The 23085-nt window shown below is 36.4% G+C and carries 25 protein-coding genes; all 25 read right to left on the minus strand.

Annotated elements, in window-relative coordinates; genetic code table 11:
* Positions 1-4: 4 nt before the first annotated feature.
* The 25 genes from CBF27_RS03555 to metK all read right to left on the minus strand — a co-directional run bounded on the left by CBF27_RS03555 (position 5) and on the right by metK (position 23073).
* On the minus strand, positions 5-2473 hold the full coding sequence (locus CBF27_RS03555; RefSeq protein ID WP_126812518.1) for a glycosyl hydrolase family 18 protein: 2469 nt from the start codon (positions 2471-2473) through the stop codon (positions 5-7).
* A complete protein-coding gene (locus tag CBF27_RS03560; RefSeq protein WP_126812521.1) occupies positions 2470-3051 on the minus strand; it encodes a hypothetical protein in 582 nt (193 codons plus the stop codon). The genes CBF27_RS03555 and CBF27_RS03560 overlap by 4 nt, the downstream gene beginning before the upstream one ends.
* 8 nt (positions 3052-3059) lie before the next feature.
* Positions 3060-3248: a hypothetical protein gene (locus tag CBF27_RS03565; RefSeq protein ID WP_126812523.1), complete on the minus strand. Its 189-nt coding sequence runs from the start codon at positions 3246-3248 to the stop codon at positions 3060-3062.
* A 14-nt stretch (positions 3249-3262) separates the two neighbouring features.
* Complete coding sequence (locus CBF27_RS03570) at positions 3263-5785, minus strand: phage tail spike protein (RefSeq protein ID WP_126812525.1); 2523 nt, start codon at positions 5783-5785, stop codon at positions 3263-3265.
* A 5-nt stretch (positions 5786-5790) separates the two neighbouring features.
* Positions 5791-6564 carry a distal tail protein Dit gene (locus CBF27_RS03575; protein WP_126812527.1) on the minus strand — a complete coding sequence of 258 codons (774 nt, stop codon included), beginning with the start codon at positions 6562-6564 and terminating at the stop codon, positions 5791-5793.
* Between the two features lie 12 nt (positions 6565-6576).
* The gene (locus CBF27_RS03580; protein WP_126812529.1) at positions 6577-9195 is read right to left on the minus strand and encodes a phage tail tape measure protein; all 2619 of its coding nucleotides are present in this window, start codon (positions 9193-9195) and stop codon (positions 6577-6579) included.
* 200 nt (positions 9196-9395) lie between these two features.
* Positions 9396-9779: a hypothetical protein gene (locus tag CBF27_RS03590; protein ID WP_126812531.1), complete on the minus strand. Its 384-nt coding sequence runs from the start codon at positions 9777-9779 to the stop codon at positions 9396-9398.
* 11 nt (positions 9780-9790) lie between these two features.
* Positions 9791-10390 (minus strand): major tail protein, encoded by a 600-nt coding sequence (locus CBF27_RS03595; protein WP_126812533.1) that lies wholly within the window; start codon positions 10388-10390, stop codon positions 9791-9793.
* A gap of 3 nt (positions 10391-10393) precedes the next feature.
* On the minus strand, positions 10394-10747 hold the full coding sequence (locus CBF27_RS03600; protein ID WP_126812535.1) for a hypothetical protein: 354 nt from the start codon (positions 10745-10747) through the stop codon (positions 10394-10396).
* Positions 10744-11175 (minus strand): HK97-gp10 family putative phage morphogenesis protein, encoded by a 432-nt coding sequence (locus tag CBF27_RS03605; protein WP_126812537.1) that lies wholly within the window; start codon positions 11173-11175, stop codon positions 10744-10746. Before CBF27_RS03605 ends, CBF27_RS03600 begins: the two co-directional genes overlap by 4 nt.
* Positions 11168-11503 (minus strand): head-tail adaptor protein, encoded by a 336-nt coding sequence (locus CBF27_RS03610; protein WP_126812539.1) that lies wholly within the window; start codon positions 11501-11503, stop codon positions 11168-11170. Before CBF27_RS03610 ends, CBF27_RS03605 begins: the two co-directional genes overlap by 8 nt.
* A 3-nt stretch (positions 11504-11506) precedes the next feature.
* The gene (locus CBF27_RS03615) at positions 11507-11815 is read right to left on the minus strand and encodes a head-tail connector protein (protein ID WP_126812541.1); all 309 of its coding nucleotides are present in this window, start codon (positions 11813-11815) and stop codon (positions 11507-11509) included.
* Positions 11816-11835: 20 nt separating this feature from the next.
* The gene (locus CBF27_RS03620) at positions 11836-12054 is read right to left on the minus strand and encodes a Head fiber protein (protein ID WP_126812543.1); all 219 of its coding nucleotides are present in this window, start codon (positions 12052-12054) and stop codon (positions 11836-11838) included.
* Positions 12055-12070: 16 nt separating this feature from the next.
* The gene (locus CBF27_RS03625) at positions 12071-13270 is read right to left on the minus strand and encodes a phage major capsid protein (RefSeq protein ID WP_126812545.1); all 1200 of its coding nucleotides are present in this window, start codon (positions 13268-13270) and stop codon (positions 12071-12073) included.
* Positions 13271-13285: 15 nt separating this feature from the next.
* On the minus strand, positions 13286-13969 hold the full coding sequence (locus tag CBF27_RS03630) for a head maturation protease, ClpP-related (RefSeq protein ID WP_211334612.1): 684 nt from the start codon (positions 13967-13969) through the stop codon (positions 13286-13288).
* Positions 13938-15191 carry a phage portal protein gene (locus tag CBF27_RS03635; protein WP_126812835.1) on the minus strand — a complete coding sequence of 418 codons (1254 nt, stop codon included), beginning with the start codon at positions 15189-15191 and terminating at the stop codon, positions 13938-13940. Before CBF27_RS03635 ends, CBF27_RS03630 begins: the two co-directional genes overlap by 32 nt.
* Before the next feature lie 89 nt (positions 15192-15280).
* A complete protein-coding gene (gene erm / locus CBF27_RS03640; RefSeq protein ID WP_126812549.1) occupies positions 15281-16036 on the minus strand; it encodes a 23S ribosomal RNA methyltransferase Erm in 756 nt (251 codons plus the stop codon).
* A 132-nt stretch (positions 16037-16168) separates the two neighbouring features.
* Positions 16169-17770 carry a terminase large subunit gene (locus CBF27_RS03645; RefSeq protein ID WP_126812837.1) on the minus strand — a complete coding sequence of 534 codons (1602 nt, stop codon included), beginning with the start codon at positions 17768-17770 and terminating at the stop codon, positions 16169-16171.
* A gap of 88 nt (positions 17771-17858) precedes the next feature.
* On the minus strand, positions 17859-18041 hold the full coding sequence (locus tag CBF27_RS03650; protein ID WP_053963062.1) for a DUF5049 domain-containing protein: 183 nt from the start codon (positions 18039-18041) through the stop codon (positions 17859-17861).
* Positions 18025-18492: a gamma-glutamylcyclotransferase family protein gene (locus CBF27_RS03655; RefSeq protein WP_053963201.1), complete on the minus strand. Its 468-nt coding sequence runs from the start codon at positions 18490-18492 to the stop codon at positions 18025-18027. The genes CBF27_RS03650 and CBF27_RS03655 overlap by 17 nt, the downstream gene beginning before the upstream one ends.
* A gap of 126 nt (positions 18493-18618) precedes the next feature.
* A complete protein-coding gene (locus tag CBF27_RS03660) occupies positions 18619-19512 on the minus strand; it encodes an amidoligase family protein (protein ID WP_126812551.1) in 894 nt (297 codons plus the stop codon).
* 116 nt (positions 19513-19628) lie between these two features.
* Complete coding sequence (locus CBF27_RS03665; RefSeq protein WP_126812553.1) at positions 19629-19856, minus strand: DUF4314 domain-containing protein; 228 nt, start codon at positions 19854-19856, stop codon at positions 19629-19631.
* A 2-nt stretch (positions 19857-19858) separates the two neighbouring features.
* Entirely contained in the window at positions 19859-20548 is a 690-nt protein-coding gene (locus tag CBF27_RS03670) for a virulence-related protein (RefSeq protein ID WP_126812555.1), read from the minus strand.
* A 142-nt stretch (positions 20549-20690) separates the two neighbouring features.
* Entirely contained in the window at positions 20691-21920 is a 1230-nt protein-coding gene (locus CBF27_RS03675) for a site-specific DNA-methyltransferase (protein WP_126812557.1), read from the minus strand.
* Entirely contained in the window at positions 21901-23073 is a 1173-nt protein-coding gene (gene metK, locus CBF27_RS03680) for a methionine adenosyltransferase (protein WP_126812559.1), read from the minus strand. Before metK ends, CBF27_RS03675 begins: the two co-directional genes overlap by 20 nt.
* Positions 23074-23085 lie beyond the last annotated feature (12 nt).

Here is a 23085-nt window from a genome sequence, read left to right on the forward strand (position 1 = left end):
ATTGTTATATTTGTTTAGGGAGTGCCTCCCAAATCCTCATATCCTCTTGTCCTAAAGACCAGATGGCAATTCCTCTAAGCTTCCACCTATAAGCTGCTTCGTTTGACCAGTAAACAAGACTATCTACATCTTGATAATAGAGAATAGAAAAGCCATCAGCATCACCAAGGAAAAGTCTTGATAACCAAATATTGATATCCTTTGGAATAACCTTTAATGTATAATCATTTCCACAGCTAAGAGGTAAAAGATCCGAATGGAAGAAGTCGTAGTCCATAGAAATGTCTTCGCTTCTCGTTGCAGATTCTTCTACATCACTATTAACAGTAAAAACTTGAAACTCATTATCCCAAGTTACACCAGTTCTATTAAGTCTTCCATACTCAGTTTTACTCCCATCTGGAAATACCACATCAAATCTTTCATATGGCTCATAAGTCCATGAATCGCCCATTCTTAATAGTTCAGAAAGAATTCGACCATCAGAGCGAACTCCAGCATAACCTCCAATAAAACCACTAAGATTTGCTGTGAAACGAAGGATATTACTTGCTCCTGAATAAACTCTAACTCTATTACCTCGTATCCTCATTTCGATGGTATACATCCTTGGGCTAGAGCGAAGTTCTGATGTTGGCGTTTTTGCAATTTCCGTATTATAACTAGCAAGTAGGGATGATCCTTTATATAGCTCGATTCGCTGAGTATCATAATTTAAGCAGCAGAAAACATCACCACAAAATACCCCTGCCCTGCCACTAGCTTCTTCAGTAAAAGCTATTCTAGCTCTTAGGTGGATATCAGAGAAGTTAGTGTAATTCCATGCAAGTTGTCCATAACCGTCAAGCTGAGAATAAGGCCTATTTGAAGTATCATTAGGGTTTTTCCATACATTCCACTCACCACTTAATGTTTTCCAATAGCTAGGGAGGAGTGGATTAGGGTCTCTAAAATCTTCATACCAAACAAGTGCTGAATCTGGTTTTCTTCTTAGAACCTCCGTTGTTAATTTAAAGCCCCTATCTGGCTCAGCCATTACACCATTAACGTCCTTAAACTTTCTAGGTGATAAGGTAAACTCAGCCTCACCAGCGAAGGGCTGTTCTTTAAAATTAGAGCAGACACGAAATCCATAAAACAGTACTCCAGGAACCCCAGTAGTTATGCTTACAGTATGAGTACCAGCTGAAAGAAAGACACTAGATGATAAAGAGAGCCAACAGGTAGTTCGCCAATATGGCCACCACAATCTATTTTCAGTAAAGTTTTTACTTAACCCATCAAGGGATATATTGATGCTATTCTTATCCCAAAAGGGAAATAAGATGCGAACAGCCACATCATATGTTCCAGAGTTAGCAATATTAAATTCATATTCAGCCTCACCATCTTCACCAAGGGTTGCTGAGCTAGAGGATAGAATGACTCCTTCTGAATAGGTATCAGGGTTTGCCCCATCACGGTCAATATAGACCGTACCAAATTCTACTTCTTGCTCTTTACTATAAGCAGTTAAATATCTACGTCGGTTATAACTTTCTCCAAGGAGGGGATATGTTCTACCTGTTGCATCTGGCCCTTCCATATAATCGTATACATGGGGTAAAGCCCATGGCACTTTATCATAATCATCCCAATAAGCGATAATTGGAATCATGGGCTGTGGTGGACCATCGTCTGTAAAATTATATCCTCCAGTCATCCAAAGCTGTGCCGCATAATAGGTATTAGAAACTCCACGATAAACATTACCTAAATTTGCAGGTGAATCATGAATTCGCCAGTTCCAACCATATGCAGGTAGCCCTAAAAATATCTTTTCTGGTGTCATAACCTTAGATGCATAATTATATATGCCTTCTAGCCAGTCCCTAGGGGATACAGGGCCAGGAGCAGAACCTGCCCATGCCATACCATAACTCATAATGGCTGCAGTATCACAATACGGATCTAAGTCCTCATAAACACACCAGTTCTCGCCACCAACAGAACCTTGAACACTTGTCATTCCTGGTAAGCAAATATTAACTAGTTTTGATGAATTATAAGCTTTAACAGTATTATAAATATCACGAAATAGAATATTGGCAGCATCTTTATTTTCATATCCGCCGCCACGTTCTAAATCAATATCAACTCCGTCACACCAAGGGTATTTATTCATAATACGTATAATCTCAGTTAAAAACTTGTCTTTTGCTCCATTAGTATTATTTCTAAGGGCTGTAAAAATTGATGCTGTACCGTGATTCATAATAGTTAAGAGCCATTTAATATGTGGCCATCTATTAATATAAGGTAGCATACTTGAAATACTTGTTCCTGTTTCAGTTATTGTTCCTGTAATATCTACTTCAAAAGTGAAAATGCCTACTGTATCTAAACGGTCACCATAATCTCTTAGTGCCTCATACATACGGGCATTGCCCATGAAAGACCATACCATGCACTTTTTACCTTGAAGATAATTCATAGGCGTTCACTTCCTTCTTGCATTTCTTGAAACTCAAATAAAACCCTTGCAGATTTACCATCCTCAAGCGTTACTATATGCTTACTATCACCTGCTGCTGTATATTGAAAAAAGCCCTCTTTCTCAGTAGGGCTACCATTTTTTAGACACTCTCGTGTTGATGCTTTTATTGAAATCTCATCATCTTTATTAACAGAGGATTTAAGCTTTAATCTGTGAGCACCAGCACCTTGAGATAATTCAATATTACCACTAGTTATGTTTTGAATAGGATATATATGACAATCAAGACCTGCTGATGTACTGCCTAAATTAAAAAGGACAAGTGTTTCTTTACTTCTCACAATTCCGTTATAAAATCTAGCAGGAACAATAGTCCCATTCACACGATATTTTTTAAGCATTGTTTCTGTATTAGGAGTATAGCCTGTTAATTTATCACCTTCTTGGACTTGAATATCCGTAAAGTATACCTTTCCTGTGCAATCAGCAATAAAGGGTTTTATAGCTATACTAAATATCTTTTTATTTTCTTTTAAATTAATAGTCTCAGAAAACCTTGTAAAAATAGCTGCCATTTCTTCACCTACCCGTCAAGTGTCCATTTGATTTCTGAAACATGACCAGACCAACCAGTAGCAATGGAGCCGCCTTGTAAAAACAAATCTGTAAAATAAACAGCCCCAGTACAATCAGAAACAAATAATCGGATAGTCAGAGATTTAATTCTTTTACTAGATGAAATATTATGGGCTGTTTGAGTAAAAAACACCATTACAATGCTCCTTCCTAAAATAGTTCAATAAGTCTAGTTTCAGTTGTCCCATCTTCATATTCAATAAGGACTTCAATTCCTACTTGACCATTCGTACCTTTTTGAAGATTCTCTGATGCTATTTGAGCAGATATTGTATAACTTCTTCTATTTGCAGGATAAACAGTCTGAGATAAACTCTTTGTCATACCTAGAACTCCCTCAGCCATAAATGAAGCATCTCCCGACACTCCATTATTAGGATCAACAGTAAACCCAGAATTAAGCCAGTAGGTCATACCATCATCAGCTCTTGAGTTTCTTAGGTGATTAAATGGAACTAAATCTTTCACTTCTTGTCTATCAAGAACATCAGTGGAAGAAAGTATGTCTGCCGCTTTATCCCATTGGGCTGAGGAATCACCTAGTTCTCTTAATTTAGTTGATAATTCCAGCACCGTCTTCCACGGTTCTTGTAAATTATATTGCCTGCGAATAACTCTTGTTTTTACTAATAGATTCAATTCTTTATCATGAACAGTTACAATATCTCCTAGTTTCCAAGTTTCATGTTCATATCCTGTTAGAACGGATAAGTCCATAGCTGATAGGACATAGGAAATTCTAGGCTTAGCATACTGACCTAGACGCATATTGGCAAACTCAAGCATCTGATAGGGGTTAGTAAAGGAGGAGGCATCCAGAGTTCCCACCCTTACTTCAGGTGAATAAGAAAAGTCTTCTACATACTCCTTATTTCCATTAATCGATGCAAAAGTCATCCCGTCTTTACCATAAACATAAAGCCTAGTAACAAGACTTCTTGTATCTACGACTCGCTCTATACTTTTCATATTCTTTTTATATGAAAATAGTGCTCCGCTATCAGTCCCACCAAAGGTCAAAAGGTGGACGAGGCGATTAGCACTATCAAAAATTAAATCACCACCATGAATATTTTGAGTAGCCCTAAGGATAGATAAAGCGTTCTTTTCTGTAGATTGCCAAGTTCTCTTTGTAGTTACCGTGACATTTCCTACTGACCAGCCTGTTCCAAGTAAGGCATAATTCATAGGAGCATCAGGAGTTTCAGCAATAAAGTCTCTTGCTTCTTTTTCTGTACTAAATGATAAATCATAAAAGGCGGCTTCTGCATAAACAATAGTTACTACTTTGCCATCAGAACTCTTTTCATCTTTTATAGTCCTTATACGATAGACATCATTTACAATTTGAACTTGCTTTTCATTATCTAATGTTTCCCTTTTAGGGTCATGGAAGGGAAGTTTAAATTCTAAAATATCAGCACCGTTTACTTCACTTGTAACTAAAATATCAAAAGCATTATCAAGTACCGATTCCCATGCTCCATCAGAATTTAATACTACTGGCCTTGCAAAACCTAATTTTTCATAAGGTGGTCTTGGGATATCATGAAGCTGTATTTCTAAAAGTTTAGGAGTCTTACTTGAATCCTGTGTTGTTAATGTGATTCTGTAACGAATATAAGCTTTATTTGGTGATTGCAACTCACCACTTGAACCAATGGTCTGCCATGCAGTCCAGCTATCCAAATCATCTGAAGTAGAAGTTTCAACTAAACTTATAGAAGTTATTCCTGCAGTATATTCACTTGTTACAGAAACCCTGCCAGTTCCAGAAAGATTACAAAGAGCCGCTGTTGTATATAAGATTCCACTTGAAGGATAAGAGCCATCAGTTTCTTTTAATAAAACAGCTCCTGCTTCTTTGATAGCATCTACATCTGAGGAACTATCTCCACCATTAGCAAGCAGTGAAGATTTAAAATAAAAAATAAGATCATCCATATTTAAATCAGAATCTTTTTCATAAAACCAATCATCAAAACCACCAGCGTAATAATAAGTATTTGCATGCATCCCCATTACAATATCTGCGGTGCAAGATTTATTTAATTCACCAGTAAAGCTCCTAATTGGAGATTGCCAAACAGCCCCATCACTACGATCACAAAGTAAGTTTTGTACTTGTTTATTATTTACTTCGATAATGGAAGCAAAGAAGTACCAACCGTTATTCTTTAGAGTGATGGGAGGTGTTTCTGATTGATCATAAATCAGTGTTCCCGAAGCATTATATAGCATTAGTCGTGGTCGCCCTTGATATAAAGATACATAAAAGATTGGCTGACCAGGACCCTGTCTAGTATTAAAAATGGGGATAAAGGTCTGACCAATGGAATAAGTAGTAGGGTTTATCCAACCACCTACAACTATTTTTTCTCCTAAATCAGTAAAAAAGCCACCATCATTGGTAGCTACTAAATGAGTTTTTTCACTTGTTGGATTAATGATGTTTTGCCTAAAAAACCTGCCTAGTCTACTTGCAGGAAAAGATGCAGATGTTCCTGACCAAGCTGATACATAAAAGTCTCTGTTAAATCCAGAGGCATCTGCAATCATATTATTACTATCTGGTGCGGTTTCGTTGAATCTCCAAAGAGCCACAGTTTTATTGCTAACAGGAAATTCTCCTGTAAAATCTACTTGTGAAGTCAATACTGATTTTATAGCCAAAGTCATCACCTCCAACAGCTATTTGCTAAAATGTTTAATTCTGAAAAGGTTGCATTATTGGTGTTTATTATAATTTCATTACTTCCTTTATTTAGAATTGGGAAATTAAGTTCATCTAAAATAGGCAATCCATTTCTTAGTGTATTGCCGTTTAAGTCAGTAACTTTTGCAGTCAGCAATAAACTATCTATGACTAAAATTTCATTTGAAGCTAGTCTTCCTATAAGCTTTAATTCTTCACCATTTGTAGTGATTGTCACAAAAGACGATGATGAACTATCAATATTTCCTTTTAGCTGATAAATAGGGTAAGAATTAATATTTCCTATATTTCGCACTAATTCATGAGAGCCTGTTGTAGAAAAAGTAAATTGCTCATCTGTTATTGCATAGCCATTAGGGTTTGGGCAAATAAATGTTAATTCAAAGGAGCCTGCACTACTTAATATTCTTTCACAATCTATTTCTGTATTTAATCTTGCTAAAAAGAATCTATCAGGCACATCATCTAGAACTAATTGTTTTAGCCCTTCCATAGGATTTAACCATGCAGATATATCATCTAGTACTTTTACTAGGTTTTCAAAAGTTCTTTGAGGATAAATATTGCAAGAAACCTTAATATATCTTTCAGAGCTGTCACATCCAAAATCAGCAATACCTACTTTACCAGGAACAATCTCATAAGAATTTCTAAGGGGAGGAGATGCTTGCCAGCTTGTAAGTCTCGCTTTTAGTTTCATGTTTTTAGAATGAATACCATTATACATAAAGCCCATACATCAACCTCCTTATACTGTGATAAATCTTCCTTGAGCTCTAGAGCCTGTTTGCATTAGATTATATAATTCTTGTGAAACCTTTCTAATATCATCTTCACTTCTTACAATCATTTGATGAACTGTAACAAGTGGTCCAGTATTCATGGATGGAGCAAGTCCACCAGTTCCATTTACATTTACATTCGAATCCACATCAAAATCCCTAGGTATTGCTCCTTCAATATCATCTGAAACCTTGTTCATGGCCTTATCAAAACCTTCACCAAGACCAATGGCCATATTATCACCAATACCTGCAAAGACAGTAGAAGGTGATTTAATACCAAGAACTCCTTTAACACCACTTACAATTCCACCTACGAAACCACTAATCTTATCCTTAATCCAAGATACCATTGAGGAGATACCATTCCATAAACCAGTTACTATATTTTTACCTACTTGAACTATTGAAATTGCTGCTTTTCCAATGCCAGTAATAATAGCTGTTATAATTTGAGGGATTGCTGCTACAAGCTGTGGTATTGCTTTTATTAATCCAACGGCAAGCTGAAGTATAATCTTAATTCCCATATCAATAATAAGAGGAAGGTTGCTAGTAATAAAATTAATTATCCCACTAATTATCTTTGGTAGTGCTTCTATTAACCTTGGCAGAGCATCAACTAATCCCTTAGCCAGTCCCATGATTATTTGTAAAGCTGCGTTAAGTATCTGATCCATATTATTTAATAAGGTATCAACTATTAAAATTATAGCCTCAACAATTGATGGAATTAATTCTGGCAAGGCATCTGCAATTCCTAGAGCAAGGGCTACAACTATTTGTATAGCTGCCTCAATAAGTAGAGGTAAGTTCTCAATAATAAATTCTGCTACAGTGGTTACAAGATAAACTACCATATCAATTAAGGGAGCAATATTTCCTACTATGGCATCAATAATACCTGTTAGAAGTGCAATAGCCCCTTCTAAAAGTGGAGGTAAGAGAGTAGGCAGTAAAGCTACTAATACATTCACAAGTTCAGTTAGCATGATGGATACCATTTCAATAACTTCAGGAAGGTATTCACTGATTCTTTTAATTCCATCCATTAAAAAAGATGATATTCTCTCGCCAATGGCAGTAATATCACCTTCCCCAAAACCATCATTTAAAATTGCTGTTACATCTCTTACAAGGGATGTCACATCTCCAACAACCTCACCAGCCATATCAGAAAATTGCTCTCCAATTGTTATTTGCAAGCCTTCATAGGCTGATTTTAAACTTCGAACAGAACCTGCAAGCCCACTTTCCATAGTTTCAGACATTTGCAGGGCTGCACCTTCAGCATTGGCAAGTTCGTTATAGAGGTTGTTCATCTCATCGCCAGTACCAGATAAAAGTGCGTTAACTGCTGCAAGGTCTTGTTTGTTAAAGATATTACTCAGTGCATTCATTTTATCTGATTCGGATAGACCACCAAGTTTTTCATTTAGGTCTTCAAAGATTTCATTCATTTCACGAATATTACCCGATGAGTCTGTCACACTAATCCCTAAAGAATCTAGCTCTTTTGCTGCTGCAGAAGTCGGAGAAGTAAGTGACATAATAACATTTCTAAGTTTTGTTCCACCTTCTGATCCCTTGATACCACGGTTAGCTAGAACACCAAGCATGACATTTAAGGTATCAAGTTCTTGTCCTGCATTTTTCATGGTGGCACCAGCTACTAAGATACCTTCACCTAATTGCTGAACATCGGTATTGGACTTTTGAGAAGTTTTAGCCATCATATCCATATAGGAATCCATATCTGAAATCTCAAGTCCTAAGGTTGCCATAGAGTCAGTAACAAGATCTGATGCTTTGGCTAAATCCATGCCACCTGCAGCTGCTAGGGTTAAAACTCCTGGAAGTGCATCAATGGCCTGTTCAGCATCATAACCAGCGAGGGCTAGGTAGTTTAAGGCATCAGCCGATTCAGAAGCAGAAAATCTTGTACTAGCACCAGCTTCTTTAGCTGCCTCTGAAAGTTTTTTAAATGCCTCTTCGCCTTCCACGCCTGTAAGTCCCATAGTTGCTTGTACTTGTTTCATGGAATCTTCATAGTCAGCGTAAACATTCAAAGAATCCTTTATCCATTTGCCTGTAGCTACAGCACCTGCACCTATTGCAGCCATAGCTGCTGCAGCCGCTTTTAGTCCTGCAACTAGGGTTTTACCAGCAATCTCTCCAGCCTGTTTTAAGCCACCTACAAGTTTATCAAGCTTTTCTCTATTGAGCCTTTTTACTTCTTCTTGAGATTCTTTTAATTCACGTTCCATATTATTTAGTTCGGCATTGGCATTGTTAAGCTGTGTCTGCCAAGAGAGAGTTCTTCTATCATTTTCACCAAAGGAGGCGGCAGCATTAGCTAATGCTTTTTCTAAAGTAGAGACTTTTTCTTTTTGTGCATCTATTTCTTTATTAAGCTGGTTGTTTCTAGCTGTAATGGCTTGAATGGATTTGTCGTTTTTATCAAACTCAGAGGATACAAGTTTCATTTCTGAGCCTAAGACCCTAAAGCTTTGATTGATTTCTCTAAGGGCATTTTTAAACTGCTTTTCACCCTCAATACCAATTTTAAATCCAAAGTCTGACACCTTACCACCTCCTTAGATTCCCATAGGGATAATGTCATCAATAGAAACTTCTCTTTTAGGCTTTGCCATTCCAGTAAATTGCTTGTGAATTTCCCATTGATCCAAAAGCTCCCCTATTGCCATAAGCCAAACATCTGGCTCTGGTCTATGAAGCTGAGTTACTCCATAATAAATAAGTCGAGCAAACAATTCTTCATCGCTTACTCGACTTGCTCGTTTTTTGAGTTTTCGTCCTCTGATTCTATATGTCTTTTAGTTCCTTTAAACATAGCCTCCATAATCGCATCTTTATATGTTGCCAGTTCATGAGGGGAAGTTAGAAGTTCTACATCATCTTCAGTTAATAATTCTTCCTTTTCTCCATTAAGTCTGTTGTTGATTAAGATGCTTTGATTAGCCAAAAGTGCAATAAGCCAGACAATTTCTTCTAGTGCCATCTCAAAATTCTCTGCCTTCATTAACTTTTCACCAAGATTTTCAAGACCACCATAGCGTTTTGCTATTTCCTTTGTTGCCTTTGTAGTTAAAATAAGGCGATATTCTTTGCCACCTATAGTTATCAGACTGCTACGTTCCTTGTCCATAATATTCCTCCTTATTCCTCTGTTCCATTAGCAGTGAAGAGAGGTTCATAAACTTCGTTATACCACCCAGTTATTATTTCAGAGGACACACCCTCATCACCCTCACTAACTTCAGCCTTCCATGGATGCTTTCCTTGACCGTCAAGTTTATTTCTACGAATGACAGTCCCTTCAATGGTAGGTGTTGAGAAAGTAATACTATCTCCTTTAGTAGCAAGGTTCGTAGCTGGGATGCCAAACTTCACACGGTATAGCCAAAAGTAACGATATTTTCCGTTTGCTTTTTTAGCTCTAAAACCTATTGCTACAGGATCGCCTCCATCTTCACTTGTTGAGATTAATACTTTGTTATCATCAATTGTTGCCCCTGTTAAATCACTGGCAGCTTCTACACCAATATCATCGATTCCAAGAGAGAGTGTACCATTTTGAAATTCCTTAATGATTTCTGCAGCACCGTCATCTGCATAAAGGGTTGCTTCTGCAAGTTCGACTGAAAGCTCCGCACTAATTGCTTTTGCTAGAGGAATAGGGGTATCATAGGTTTCATCACCGTTTGAATCTTCTGTTATTTTTGCATAATAAAGTCTATCAAGACCGATTGTTGCCATATGTTAATCCTCCTTATCTAACTTAAATTTATAAGATTTTGCTACATCTAGAGCATAGTGGTGATATCCAGTATCGTCCTCATGCCCTAAATATCTCATATCAGTTATTGTAAAACCCGCACCTAAAAGGGTACGGGTTAGTGTGTTTTTAATCTTTATATAATTTCCTTTAGAAAATAAGGAAAGTCTTAATTCTTGTACTTCATACTCTGGAAGATTATCTGCATAAACCTCAAATAAATCTACAAGAGGAGTTGCAACAAGATAGATATCGGGAGGGTTATCTGAAAATACTCCTGTTTCTATGGGAATGTCACATATGTTTGAGAGAGTATTTATTTCACTTAGAATACTCATATATTTTTTACCTCCCGATCAAATCTTTCCCTCATAGCATCAATACAAGGTTTTCTCGAAGTTCTTCTAGCAGGCTTCAAAAATGGCTTTGCTGGTTGATTAGATTTTCCATACTCAAGGATATTTGCAATTTTAGCATTACTATCACCATCTTTTCTTGGCTCTTTAAAACCTACCTTAACATTATGATTTCCATTTCTATCTAATAGGGCAGGGGAGAGGCCAAGGGAGGATACAAGCTCTCCAGTAGAGCGACTTTTTACTTTTGTTCCTTTTCCAATGGAGGACTTAAGATTAGATTTTACGTGTTCGAGGACAACTTCACCACCAGACTCAAGTACCTTAGGGATAATTTCATCCGTTTTATCACCAAGTTTTGAAATCTTCAATAGAAAATCTTCAGGCATTCTCATAGATACTTTAGCCATCTGATACCACCACCTTTTTTGCTAGAACTTCAACATACATTCCACGGTTTTTTATGTCCTCTACACTTATAATTTCATAACGGTCACCACTACAGCCAATTATCATCTTTGATGTAATATCCACATCTGGAATTTTACGAAACCTAAAAAGGGCACTAGCTTCTGAAAACAAGGCTCTGTTTGCCCATTTTTCACTAGCATGCCTTTCTTCTTTATAGGCTCTTATGGTGGCTAGGATATTATCATTAACCTTACTAAATCCTTCATCATCTTTAATTCTTTCAACAAGAATAATATCTATAAAAGTATTGATTTTTCCAAGTCCCATAACCTACACCTTCCAATCTTTATCAAGGCGTAAAAGATTATTAATCGTTTCTCTTGCTTGATGACCTGCAATAGCGGTATCAGCAAAGAAGCCACCTGTACTACCATCACGGCTTTCATAAAAGTGAGAGGATAGCATAATGATAGCTTGCTCAGTGACTGGAGACATTGTGTTTTCACTGTAGTATCCTTCTTTTAAATGTTGATAGCTCTCAGCATAGGATATAGCGGCGTCAATATACATTTCCAAAAGCTCATCATCTTTATCGTGTTCAAGTATTAGATTTGCTTTAACCTTTTCAATTAGTGTCATTAGCCGCCACCTTCCTTTCTTTATGGAGTATCATCTACCATTAGCCCTGCAGTTTTTAACTTAGAAAGCAGATCATTAAAATCTGTGACCAAATCTTCTATTGTAGTAGCAGTGCTTTTAGATTGGTTTTCAATAAGAGAGAGGCCAACTACTGTGGCCTCATCTTTGATTTCCAATGTACCGCCTATAACGGTTTTCTCTCCGCCTTGTTCCGTATAATTTTTAGTATTATAAGTCATCTATTTACACCCCTTATTAAGCTTTTTGTTGTAGGACTTTAATTGCTTCTGGAAGGATAAGTTTTCCGTCCACTCTTTGGCTACCTAAGAAACCTACTTGACCACTAGTTGCAAAAAGCTCATTTAGTCTTTTGAAAGAACGACCTTGTCTGTCAGCAATCCAGTAGTATCCAAAATCACCAAAGGCGATGGTCTTAGCACCAGCCTCAAGAATAGGAGCATAAGCAGATGTATATACTGGACGATTAAGCAAAGTATCTGGTGTTCCTGCTGTAAGTGATGGCTGCCATAAATATTGACCTTGACCGTCCTTTAATTTACGAATAGCCTTTATAGTTGCATCATTCATGATAAAAGACGCATTTTTTCTGTAGGGAGCTTTAAGAGAATATACTAAATCAATAATCTCATCTGCTGTAATTGCAGTAGCAGAGCCAGCTGTTATTCCAAGTTCAGCACCACCTGTAGAATTAAAGATCCCTGTAGGTTTTCCAATCCCATCGCCAACTAGGAAAGCTTCTTCTTCCTTAGCACCGATTCTTCTTGCAAACTCAGTAGAGATATAGCTTTCAATGTTAAATATACTGTCATTCAAAAGTTCATCAGATACTTTAATCATAGTACCTAGCTTATAAGCTCCGATGGAAGTTTGCCCAAATACAGAATCACTTTCTTCATATTCTTCGCCTTCATCAAGCCAAGATGCAGTTCCTTTAGTCACTACAACAGGGATCTTTTTGTCGCCGCTTGAGGTTTGGATGACTTTAGCAAGTTTACGGAAGATATTCTCTTCTTCAAGGGTTTGAATTAAAGTTCTTTCAAATTCATCGGGAACAAGGTAACCTCCTTCTGTATCATCACCTATGGATAGAGAATTAAATACATCTGACTTTGGATTTTTGGTTCTCATAACATTCCAGAAGGCTTTCTTATACTCATCAGATGCACGACCTTCTTTCGTTTCCCCCATACTATTGTTAGGTTTATTAGAGAGGGGAGTGGAAGTAGGCTTTGATAGTTCTAAATCGAGAACGGCTTGTTTTTCTAACCTGTCTATCTCTTTACCTAAATCAACTACATCTTGTTCCATTCTTTCATAGGTAGCAGTATCTTCAGCTGAAACAAGCCCTTTGTCATCTCTTCTTGCATCTAAAAAAGCTTTGGCACTTTCCCAAAGCTTCGCTCTTTTTTCTCTTAATTCTAATATTTTATTCATTGAATATACCTCCATTTATTTAATTAGATTTAATCTTGTACTTAGTTCTTTATAGGAAGTGCCAGCAGGAGGCTTTTCCTTTTTGGGTAGTTTACTTAATATAGAATTGACAGCTACCATATTACTGAAAGCTAATCCTTCTAGGTTTTTATCTTCATCACCCTGTGCAAACATTATTTTATCTGCAAACCCCAAGTCCACAGCCTTTCTAGCATTGAACCAGGTTTCCTCATCCATAAGATGAGAGAGTTCATTCCTTGGTATGCTAGTTTTTAACTCATAAGCATTAATGATGCTTTCTTTAACTTCTGATAGCATTGCTTTGGCTTTTTCCATTTCACTTGCATCGCCAAAGGCAATAGTCAACGGATTATGGATCATCATTAGACCTGTAGGTGAAATTTGTACTTCAGTACCAGCCATAGCAATAACGGATGCCGCACTAGCTGCAATTCCATCAATCTTAACTGTGACGTTGCCTTTATAATCCATTAACATATTGTAGATTTGACTAGCAGCAATGCAGTCGCCACCAGGGGAATTAATCCAAACAACAATATCTCCAGATTCACTATTTAACTCATCTTTAAATAGTTTAGGTGTGATTTCATCTCCATACCAAGTTTCATCAGATATCACACCATTTAAAAATAAAGTCCTTTCATCATCATTCTTTATCCAGTTCCAAAACTTCTTTATTTTCATCACCTCCAGTGTTTTTATTCGCATAAGCACCAACATCTTTAAGCTTTAGCATATTGCCATTGACCATGTATGTGTTTCCACCTTCATCAGAGGGTATAGGGTTCATGTTTTCTAAACTCCTTACATCGTTAGGAGACATAAATCCATTTTGAATGCCGATAGAATAACCTCTCATTCTTGATTCATAGTCCCCACGAAGAAGGCCTTCAACTAAGAAACTAACAAAGTACTTGTGCCTTTCTTCCTCAGAAAACAAGGCTTTATTAATAGATTGCTCTATTCTAACAAGCCAAGGTCTTATAGTATGAACTACAAAGCTTATAGATTGATGTTCAATATTTGAAAAAGTAGCTCTTTCTAAATCACCAACTAAATGGGGAGGGACTCTAAATATTCGACAAATTTCCTCAGTTTGATATTTCCTTGTTTCTAAAAACTGTGCCTGTTCTGGTGGTATGCCGATGGGAGAGAACTTCATACCTTCTTCAAGAACGGCAACTCTATGAGCATTTGATGTTCCTTGATACACTTGATTCCAGCTATCCCTAATTCTATGAGGATCTTTTACAACACCAGGATGTTCTAGAACACCACCAGGATTTGCACCGTTTGAGAAGAACTTAGCTCCGTATTCTTCTGTTGCTAGAGCCATACCAATTGCATTTTTAGCCATGGCAATGGGGGAGTATCCAATAAGACCATCAAAGCCAAGGCCTGGTATGTGAAGGACCTCTGTATTTCTTAGTAAATATTCCTTCCCTTCGCTAGTATAGAGATAATAAATTTCTCCATTTTCACTTCTTCCTACCTTCATCTTGTCTGGAAGCAGGGGATATAGAGCCACTACTTTTCCATGCCCATTTCTTATTATCTGAGAGTAGGAATTTCCCCATAATAAAAGATGACCCATAAGTGTTTCTCTAAACACGAATGAAGTCATCTCAGGGTTAGGCGAATCTGATAGAAGGTAATATATTGGATGGTGCCTTGCTTTTTCCTTTCCACTTTCAGTATTCATATAAGTGTGGAGTGGGAGTGAGGCTATCGTTTCAGCCAGTATTCTAACACAAGCATATACAGCTGTGGTTTGCATAGCTGTTCTTTCGTTTACTGTTTTCCCACTACTAGTAGAGCCAAAGAAAAAACTATAAGTAGATCCAAATAAGCTATTCTTTGGTTCAGCCCCTGATTTAAAGAATCTTGAAAATATATTTATATGATCACCTCCTAAAATTGGGCATGAAAAAAGCACCTCGTGTAGAGATGCTTTTAAATAAGGTTGAGACGTGCAATATGCACTATACGTCAATAATCCTTAATATTGTTTTGGTTATTAAACAGTTTATAGCTATTGAAAATAGATAGGAATTGTTCAAAGCTAATATTGTTTAAATCAACTACTTTTGCATGCTTTAAGGCTTTATTAAATTGATTTTTTGTAAATAGTTTTCGATATTCTTTGTTAACCCATTTCTTAACAAAATTTTCATACATTTTTCTATCCTTGTATGATATTTTTGATGTAAGCCTTTTTAATAAAATCAATGAGCTATTAACTTTAGGTTGGGGATGAAAATATTCTCTCGGGACCATTCTTAATATTGAAATATCCACTTCTGTCATCAAAAGTAATGCTAATGCTCGCTTTATATCCAATAACCTTTTAGCAAATCCGTATTCCACGATTAAATAACTTTCAACAGCTGTACTTTCAAATACAATTTTTCGTATTATATCTGTACTAATGTTGTAAGGAATATTACCGTATATTTTATATCTTATATTTTTAGGAAATTTAAATTTTAGTATATCCTGGTTAACTATTTGAAAGTTCCTTTGATGTACTAATTTCTGTTGAGTTGCTAGACACAAGTCAGGGTCAATTTCAATTGCAGTTACATGGTTACATATTTTAGCCAATTCTAATGTAGTATGACCTTTGCCCGAGCCTATTTCAAATACGTTATCTTCTTCGTTTAAATTTATATTTTTCAAGATTTTATTTATATTTCTCTTCGAAGTAATAAAATTTTGACTATATTTTATATTTATTCTATTCATTATAACCCTCTCTGTCACGGTTATAATGAATTTTCATTTATCAATTCATTATAACCACTTATTTCTTGTGTATTAAGTCGTATATCAACTTAATTCGTAACCAACAATAAGTATACCAAATGATTCACGATATTAAAAGACCAATATCCCTCTTTCATCATATACACTACCAGTACTAACTCCATCATTTCTCAAAGCTCTATCTAATGCCATTATTGTGGCAACAGCACCATCAATTTTTTCACTAGACTTTTCCTTGTCTGGCTTAATGTTTCCAGCAGGGTCAGTTCTAACGAATATATTATCCATCATCCACCTAAGGACAGGGTGGCCACCATGGGCTAATTTTTCTTCTAAGGTAAGTTTCATTAATTCTTTAGTTGGAGGACTCATATCTTTAAAGCCTTGACCAAAAGGTACAACTGTAAAGCCCATACCTTCTAAGTTTTGAGTCATCTGAACAGCACCCCAGCGGTCAAAGGCGATTTCTCTAATGTTATAGTCCATCCCTAATTCTTCAATAAAGTTTTCTATGAAACCATAGTGAACGACATTACCATCAGTGGTTTTAATAAAACCTTGCTTTTCCCATAAATCATAATTAACATGATCCCTTCTAACTCGGAGATCAATATTTTCTTCTGGTATCCAAAAGTATGGAAGGATACTGTATTTATCATCCTCATCTTCTGGGGGGAATACTAAAACAAAGGCTGTTATATCTGTAGAAGATGATAGATCAAGGCCGCCATAACAAACTCTACCTTTTAAATCATCGGGGTTAACTTTAAATGCACAGGCATCCCATTTGTCCATAGGCATCCAACGTACTGCCTGTTTTACCCATTGATTTAACCTTAATTGCCTAAAACTATTTTCTTCAGCAGGATTTTGCCTAGCTGATTCAAAAGCTGCTTTAACTTTATCCATGGTAACAGTAATTCCAAGGGAAGGATTAGCCTTTTTCCAAACCTCTGGGTCTGTCCAATCATCATCCATATCTGCACCATAAATAACAGGGTAGAATGTAGGGTCAGTTTTTCTTCCTTCAAGTAAATCAACAGCTTTTTGATGAACTTCCCAGCAGATGCTATTTTGATTATCTCCAGCAGTGGTAATAAGAAAATAAAGTGGCTGGGTTCTAGCATCACCACTTCCTTTAGTCATAACATCGTAAAGCTTTCTATTAGGCTGTGTATGAAGCTCATCAAATACAACTCCATGGGTATTAAAGCCATGTTTATTTTTTACATCAGCAGACAGGACTTGATAGACACTTCCTGTCGGCTGATAGATTAATCTTTTCATCGAATCTAAAATTTTAACCCTTTTAGCTAAGGGGGGACACATTCTAACCATATCGGCTGCAACATTAAAAACAATAGAAGCTTGATTTCTGTCTGCAGCACAGCCATAAACTTCAGCCCGTTCTTCACCATCACCACAGGTAAGAAGGAGAGCAATAGCTGCAGCAAGTTCTGATTTTCCCATCTTCTTTGGAATCTCAACATAGGCTGTATTAAATTGTCGATAACCATTAGGTTTTATAGTTCCAAATATGTCTCTTATAATTTTTTCTTGCCAGTCTATTAATTCAAACTGTTTCCCTGCCCATCTGCCTTTAGTGTGGGTAAGTGCTTGAATAAATGAAACAGCATAATCAGCGGCATCTTCATCATATACTGAATCTTTGGCCATGAATTTAGTTGGCTTATAATTTTTTAGTTTTCTAATTAGAGCCGCCTCCTTTCTAAAATAAAAAGGACTATCGATTTGAATAGTCCTTAAAAAAAAGTTTTCCAATTTTGAAATGGGGTAGGAATTATTTCTTAAACTCCCCAGTCATTATAAAGTGTACATATTCAGCCTTATGATCTTCTAGGAAAATAACTAGTTCATAAAACTTTCGTTCATTGGCTTCGTATTGAACTCTATTAATATCAAACATATTGGTAACTCCACTATCTCTAATTGATAATATTTGCTCCTTAATCTTCTCGGTCATTGGTAGTTCCAGCCCTTTCTACAGAATCTTCTAAAGCGGTACGAAGTGTTTCTATATCAAAGTTTTGTGCCTTATACCCATCATAGATAACTGAATAATAGTACATACTAGGCTGACCGAGAGCTTTACCTTCATTCATAATATAGGCCATTGCTTTTACATTTCTTCCGTTTAGCTTTACTTTGACATTTTCCTTTCGATAGAGGAAAGGATAACCTTCATATCTATCAAGGGCTTTTTCATCGGTTGCAGTGATTTCCCAGATAAGTACTGGGACTTTACTATCTTTAGAAGGTTCAACAGTAGCAACTGCACTACCGTGACCACCTCTAAATAAAAGTTTGAAACCCTTAAGTTCACTAGCTCCTACAAGTTTTGCAGTTGGGCATCTGTTTGCCATTTGGGGTAGGTTTAAATTCGAACCGTAAGCTACATAAAGTTTTTTATCCATTCTAAATCTTCCTTTCTCTTGCCACAGTTTCGCCTGTGTTGGCTTTTTATTTGAAGTAGGTACTTTCATACCCTTCTACCAGCTTAAGAGGGGATTTACCCCTCGTGGCTTTAAGTAACCGCCTATCTAGGCGGATTCTCGAAACCTCCAAGCTGCAGAACCTTCTAAGTGTTTGCATAGGTGCTCTCTTGGGTTTTTAAATTCTTCACCAATAAAGCCGATTCTGTTAAGCCAGGTTCTCATTGCGAATTTTGGGTTTTCAATCTGTGGCTTTTTGCTACTGGCACTTTTTTGTGTTAATGCTTGTCGGTTCATGGCTAGGCTTAAAAGGATATAGGTTCTTATTTTCCCAGCGTGTAGTGTTCCATTAAAGCCTCTAAGTTCAACTGTTCCTACTCCGTTAAAAAAGCTGTGAAGGTTTAGGAAGTGGTACCTGCTGTCGTGATAATGTCTATCCCTACTTTGATAGTAGCCTTCGTACCAAATATCCTCGATTCCTTTAAAGGTTGTTGGTTTTTTCTTATTCATTTTCTGAACTAAGCTCTTATCCATTTTCTTGCAATATCTCATTCTTTCTCTTTCTATCTCAAGGCTAGTGTAGAGCAGGTCATTTCTTGAGTAAATAATGTTTAGGAAATTTCTAAGGCTCCTTGGAGTATGTTCCTCGCCATCAAGGTGGATATGTATCCCAGTAGTTTTGTTAGTAAAACCTCCAGCTTTCCTAATTTTCCTAACCATTTCTTGAAGGCTTTTAATGTCTCTTTCATAGGTTAAGATTGGGCTAACTATTTCTACGCTATATTCACTTCCTGCTGAAGCTTTTTGTCCATTTATTTTCCTTTGACACTTTATGCTTCCGTCATAAACAACTTCCCAAATTCTACCGCTAGGCTCTACTACTTTGTAGTTACGTCCTTGTTTTTGCATGATTCCTTCTAAATGTGTAGCTATGGTTCGAGCTGTTTTTTCCCTAGTGATTCCTGTAAGCTCAATTTCAATTCCAAAGTTTCTTCTAAGCATGGTTTATCCCCTTTCAGTGTGTTTTTTTGTTACATACATATATCACTCAGAAGGGGATAAATAGCAAGTACTATTTTCAGAATAAACACAGTATTATCAAGGGTTTATGCCTGTTTTTATTCTGTAATTTTTCTGCAGATATCTTCGCCAAAAGCTATGCCAAGAGAACTTCCTTTATCCCAGTTAACATGAATTGTACCGATATCATCAACTCCCGTAACTGTTCCTTTATCACCAGCTTTTAATGTAGAGTAGGGGTCATCCATTTTTACAAGAGCAACTCTTGTGCCACTAGGAAACTCCTTTTTAAGTCTTTCTAATATTTCTCTGTGTATTTCTTTCATGGTTATTTGACCTCCTTATTGGCTGGTAGCCCATTTCTAAATGCAGAGCTTCCAGTAAGACTTGAAAGGAGTGTCTTTCTGTGGGCTTTGTATTCTGGACCAATCATTCCAAGTCTTATAAGCCATGTTCTAAAAGTATATTTATCATTGTCTGTTACAATTGGCTTTGAAGAAGTATATTGTAGCTCTTTAGCTTTTTTAATTAAAAGGCTTAGAAATTCTGATGAAGTTTGAATATCTCCCTTTATGAAATTAAAGGTTAGTTTTTCATCGTTAAAATCAATGCCTTTACAATTTTCCTTGTTTATGGTTGTAAGTATTTCACTCAAGGATTCAAGAGTAGAGATTTCATCAATTAATTCTTTTTCTACTATGTTTTCAGAGCAGTCAAAAACCTTTTTAATAAGTGACTGTTTGCTATAAATCATGTTTAGAAGGTTTTTAATAGTTCTTTCATCGTGACCTTCCATGGGGAAGGATATTTCAATAGAATCAAATTCAGTCTCCGTGGTTTCTTCTGAAGAATTTAGTATTTCATCAAGTTCCATTTCATCACCTGCCTTATTAATTATTGTGCCGTCCCTTGTAATGGTAAAATCTCCAACTTCATAAGCAAAGCTTGGAACTCCTAAATATTTAGGCTTTATTCCTAGATGTTTTCCCAGAATTTTGACTTTTTCTTTTCTATCCATATTTAATACCTCCAAGTAATGTAGTACGTCTATACATCACTCAAAAGCATGTATTATGCAAGTTATATTTCAGATATTCTTATGGTTTATTTCTAAGTAACTATTAAAGATGATACAGGGAAAACAGTAGCCTCATATAATACTAATCCTTTGAGATATTTGCATATTTAGTCTTTTTACCGTTTCTAATTAAATAAACATCTTGATCAGAACCGACTTGTTCAATATAACGCTTCACAATAACATCCGCGTATTTTTCATCAAGCTCAATCATATGGCAAATTCTATCTGTTTGCTCACAGGCAATTAATGTACTTCCCGAACCGCCAAAGGGATCAAGAACAATACAGTTAGTTAAGCTTGAGTTTAAAATAGGATAAGCTACAAGTGCCACGGGTTTCATTGTTGGATGATCCTTGTTCTTTTTAGGTTTTTCAAATTCCCAAATAGTGGTTTGTTTTCTGTCAGAGTACCAGTTATGCTTGCCTTTCTTTTTCCAGCCGAAGAGAACGGGTTCATGTTGCCATTGGTAAGGGGAGCGACCTAAAACTAAGGATTGCTTTTTCCATATACAAGTACCTGAAAGATAAAAGCCCGCATCAGAGAATGCCTTTCTAAAGTTTAAGCCTTCAGTATCTGCATGGAATACATAAATGGATGCGTCCTTAGCCATAACAGTTTCCATTCCTTGAAAGGAAGCAAGGAGGAAGTCGTAGAAGGCCTGGTTTCCCATATTGTCATTTTTAATTTTTCCAGCAGTACCTTCATAATTTACATTATAGGGAGGGTCAGTAATCGTTAAATTAGCCAACTTTCCATCCATTAAATCTTCATAGGTTTTAGGGTTAGTACTATCGCCACAGATAAGTCTGTGTTCGCCAAGCAGCCACAAATCTCCTAACTGTGAAATGGCTGGTTTTTTAAGTTCTTCTTCAACATCAAAATCATCTTCTTTAATATTGTCCTTTAGAGAATCTTTAAATAGATCATCAAGTTCAGCAGGGTCAAAACCAGTAAGGGAGACATCAAAGTCTACTCCTTGCAAATCTTCGATTAAAAGCATTAGTTTATCTTTATCCCAATCACCACTGACTTTATTAAGAGCAATATTTAATGCCTTTTCATTTTCATTATCCATATCTACAACGACACAATCAATTTCTTTTTCGCCAAGCTCTACTAGAACTTTATATCTTTGATGGCCACCTATAATATTGCCAGTTCTTTTATTCCAAAGAACTGGCTCAACATATCCAAAGGTAAGAATAGAGTTTTTCAACTTTTCATACTCGGGGTCTCCAGGTTTTAAATCCTTCCTTGGGTTGTACTCGGCAGGATTAAGCTTTTCAATTTTAATCTTTTCTATCTTCATATTTTTTCACCGCCTTTTTAAACTCGTCATATCTATTTACATCTTCCCAAGGAAGGAGAGAGGAATTAAAGTGACCATAAGTAGCTGTGTCAGAATAATGGATATCTCTAAGCCTTAGGTTTTCAATAATTGCTGCAGGTTTTAAATTAAAGACCTCTTTTGCAGCAAGGGTTAATACTTCATCTGATACTTTACCTGTTCCAAAAGTATTAATAGAAAAAGCCACTGGATTTGCTTTTCCAATGGCATAAGAAAGAGCGACCTCGCATTTATCTGCAAAATCGCTCCATACAATATGTTTTGCTATATATCTAGCCATATAAGCACCACTTCTATCTACCTTGGTCGGGTCTTTGCCACATAGAGCACCACCACCGTGGGAGGCAAGACCACCGTAAGTATCAACCATAAGTTTTCTACCTGTTAAACCTGTATCAGCACTTGGTCCACCAATAACAAATCTACCAGAAGGATTGATAAGAATTTCAGTATCCTCATCAAAAGGAAAAACTTCAAAAGCAGGCAGTAGGACAAAGGTTAAAATCTCTCTTTTTAATTCATCATAGGATTTATCTTTATGATGGTGAATAGATATAACTATAGTTTTAACTCTTACTGGTTTATCACCATCATATTCTACAGTAACCTGTGCCTTACCATCTGGAAATATCCCTTTTATTAATTTATCTTTTCTTGCTTTATCTAACCTTTTAGTTATTCTATGGGATAAAACAAGAGGGAGGGGGAGCATTTCTCTAGTTTCATTTGTAGCATAGCCATACATAGTTCCTTGATCACCAGCACCGATTAAGTTATAAGGGTCATCTGTGCCATTTCGCATTTCTATAGCATTATCAACTCCAGCCTTTATATCGGGACTTTGTTTTTGTACATACACATATATTAAAAATTTAAGTGGATTGTATCCAATTTCCCTTAGAGTTTGCCTAACAATGTATCTGATATCTAGTTTCTCGCTACAGGTGATTTCGCCCGCCACGATAATTTTTCCTTTGGTCGCCATAACTTCACAAGCTACTCTAGAAGCTTTATCTTTTCTAAAAGCAGCATCTAAAATATTATCAGCGATTAAATCGCATAGCTTATCTGGATGACCGATACACACACTTTCAGCTGTTAATTGTCTTTTCATTTCTACCTCCAA

The organism is Vagococcus acidifermentans, assembly GCF_003987655.1.
In the GTDB taxonomy this organism is placed as follows: Bacteria; Bacillota; Bacilli; order Lactobacillales; family Vagococcaceae; genus Vagococcus_B; species Vagococcus_B acidifermentans.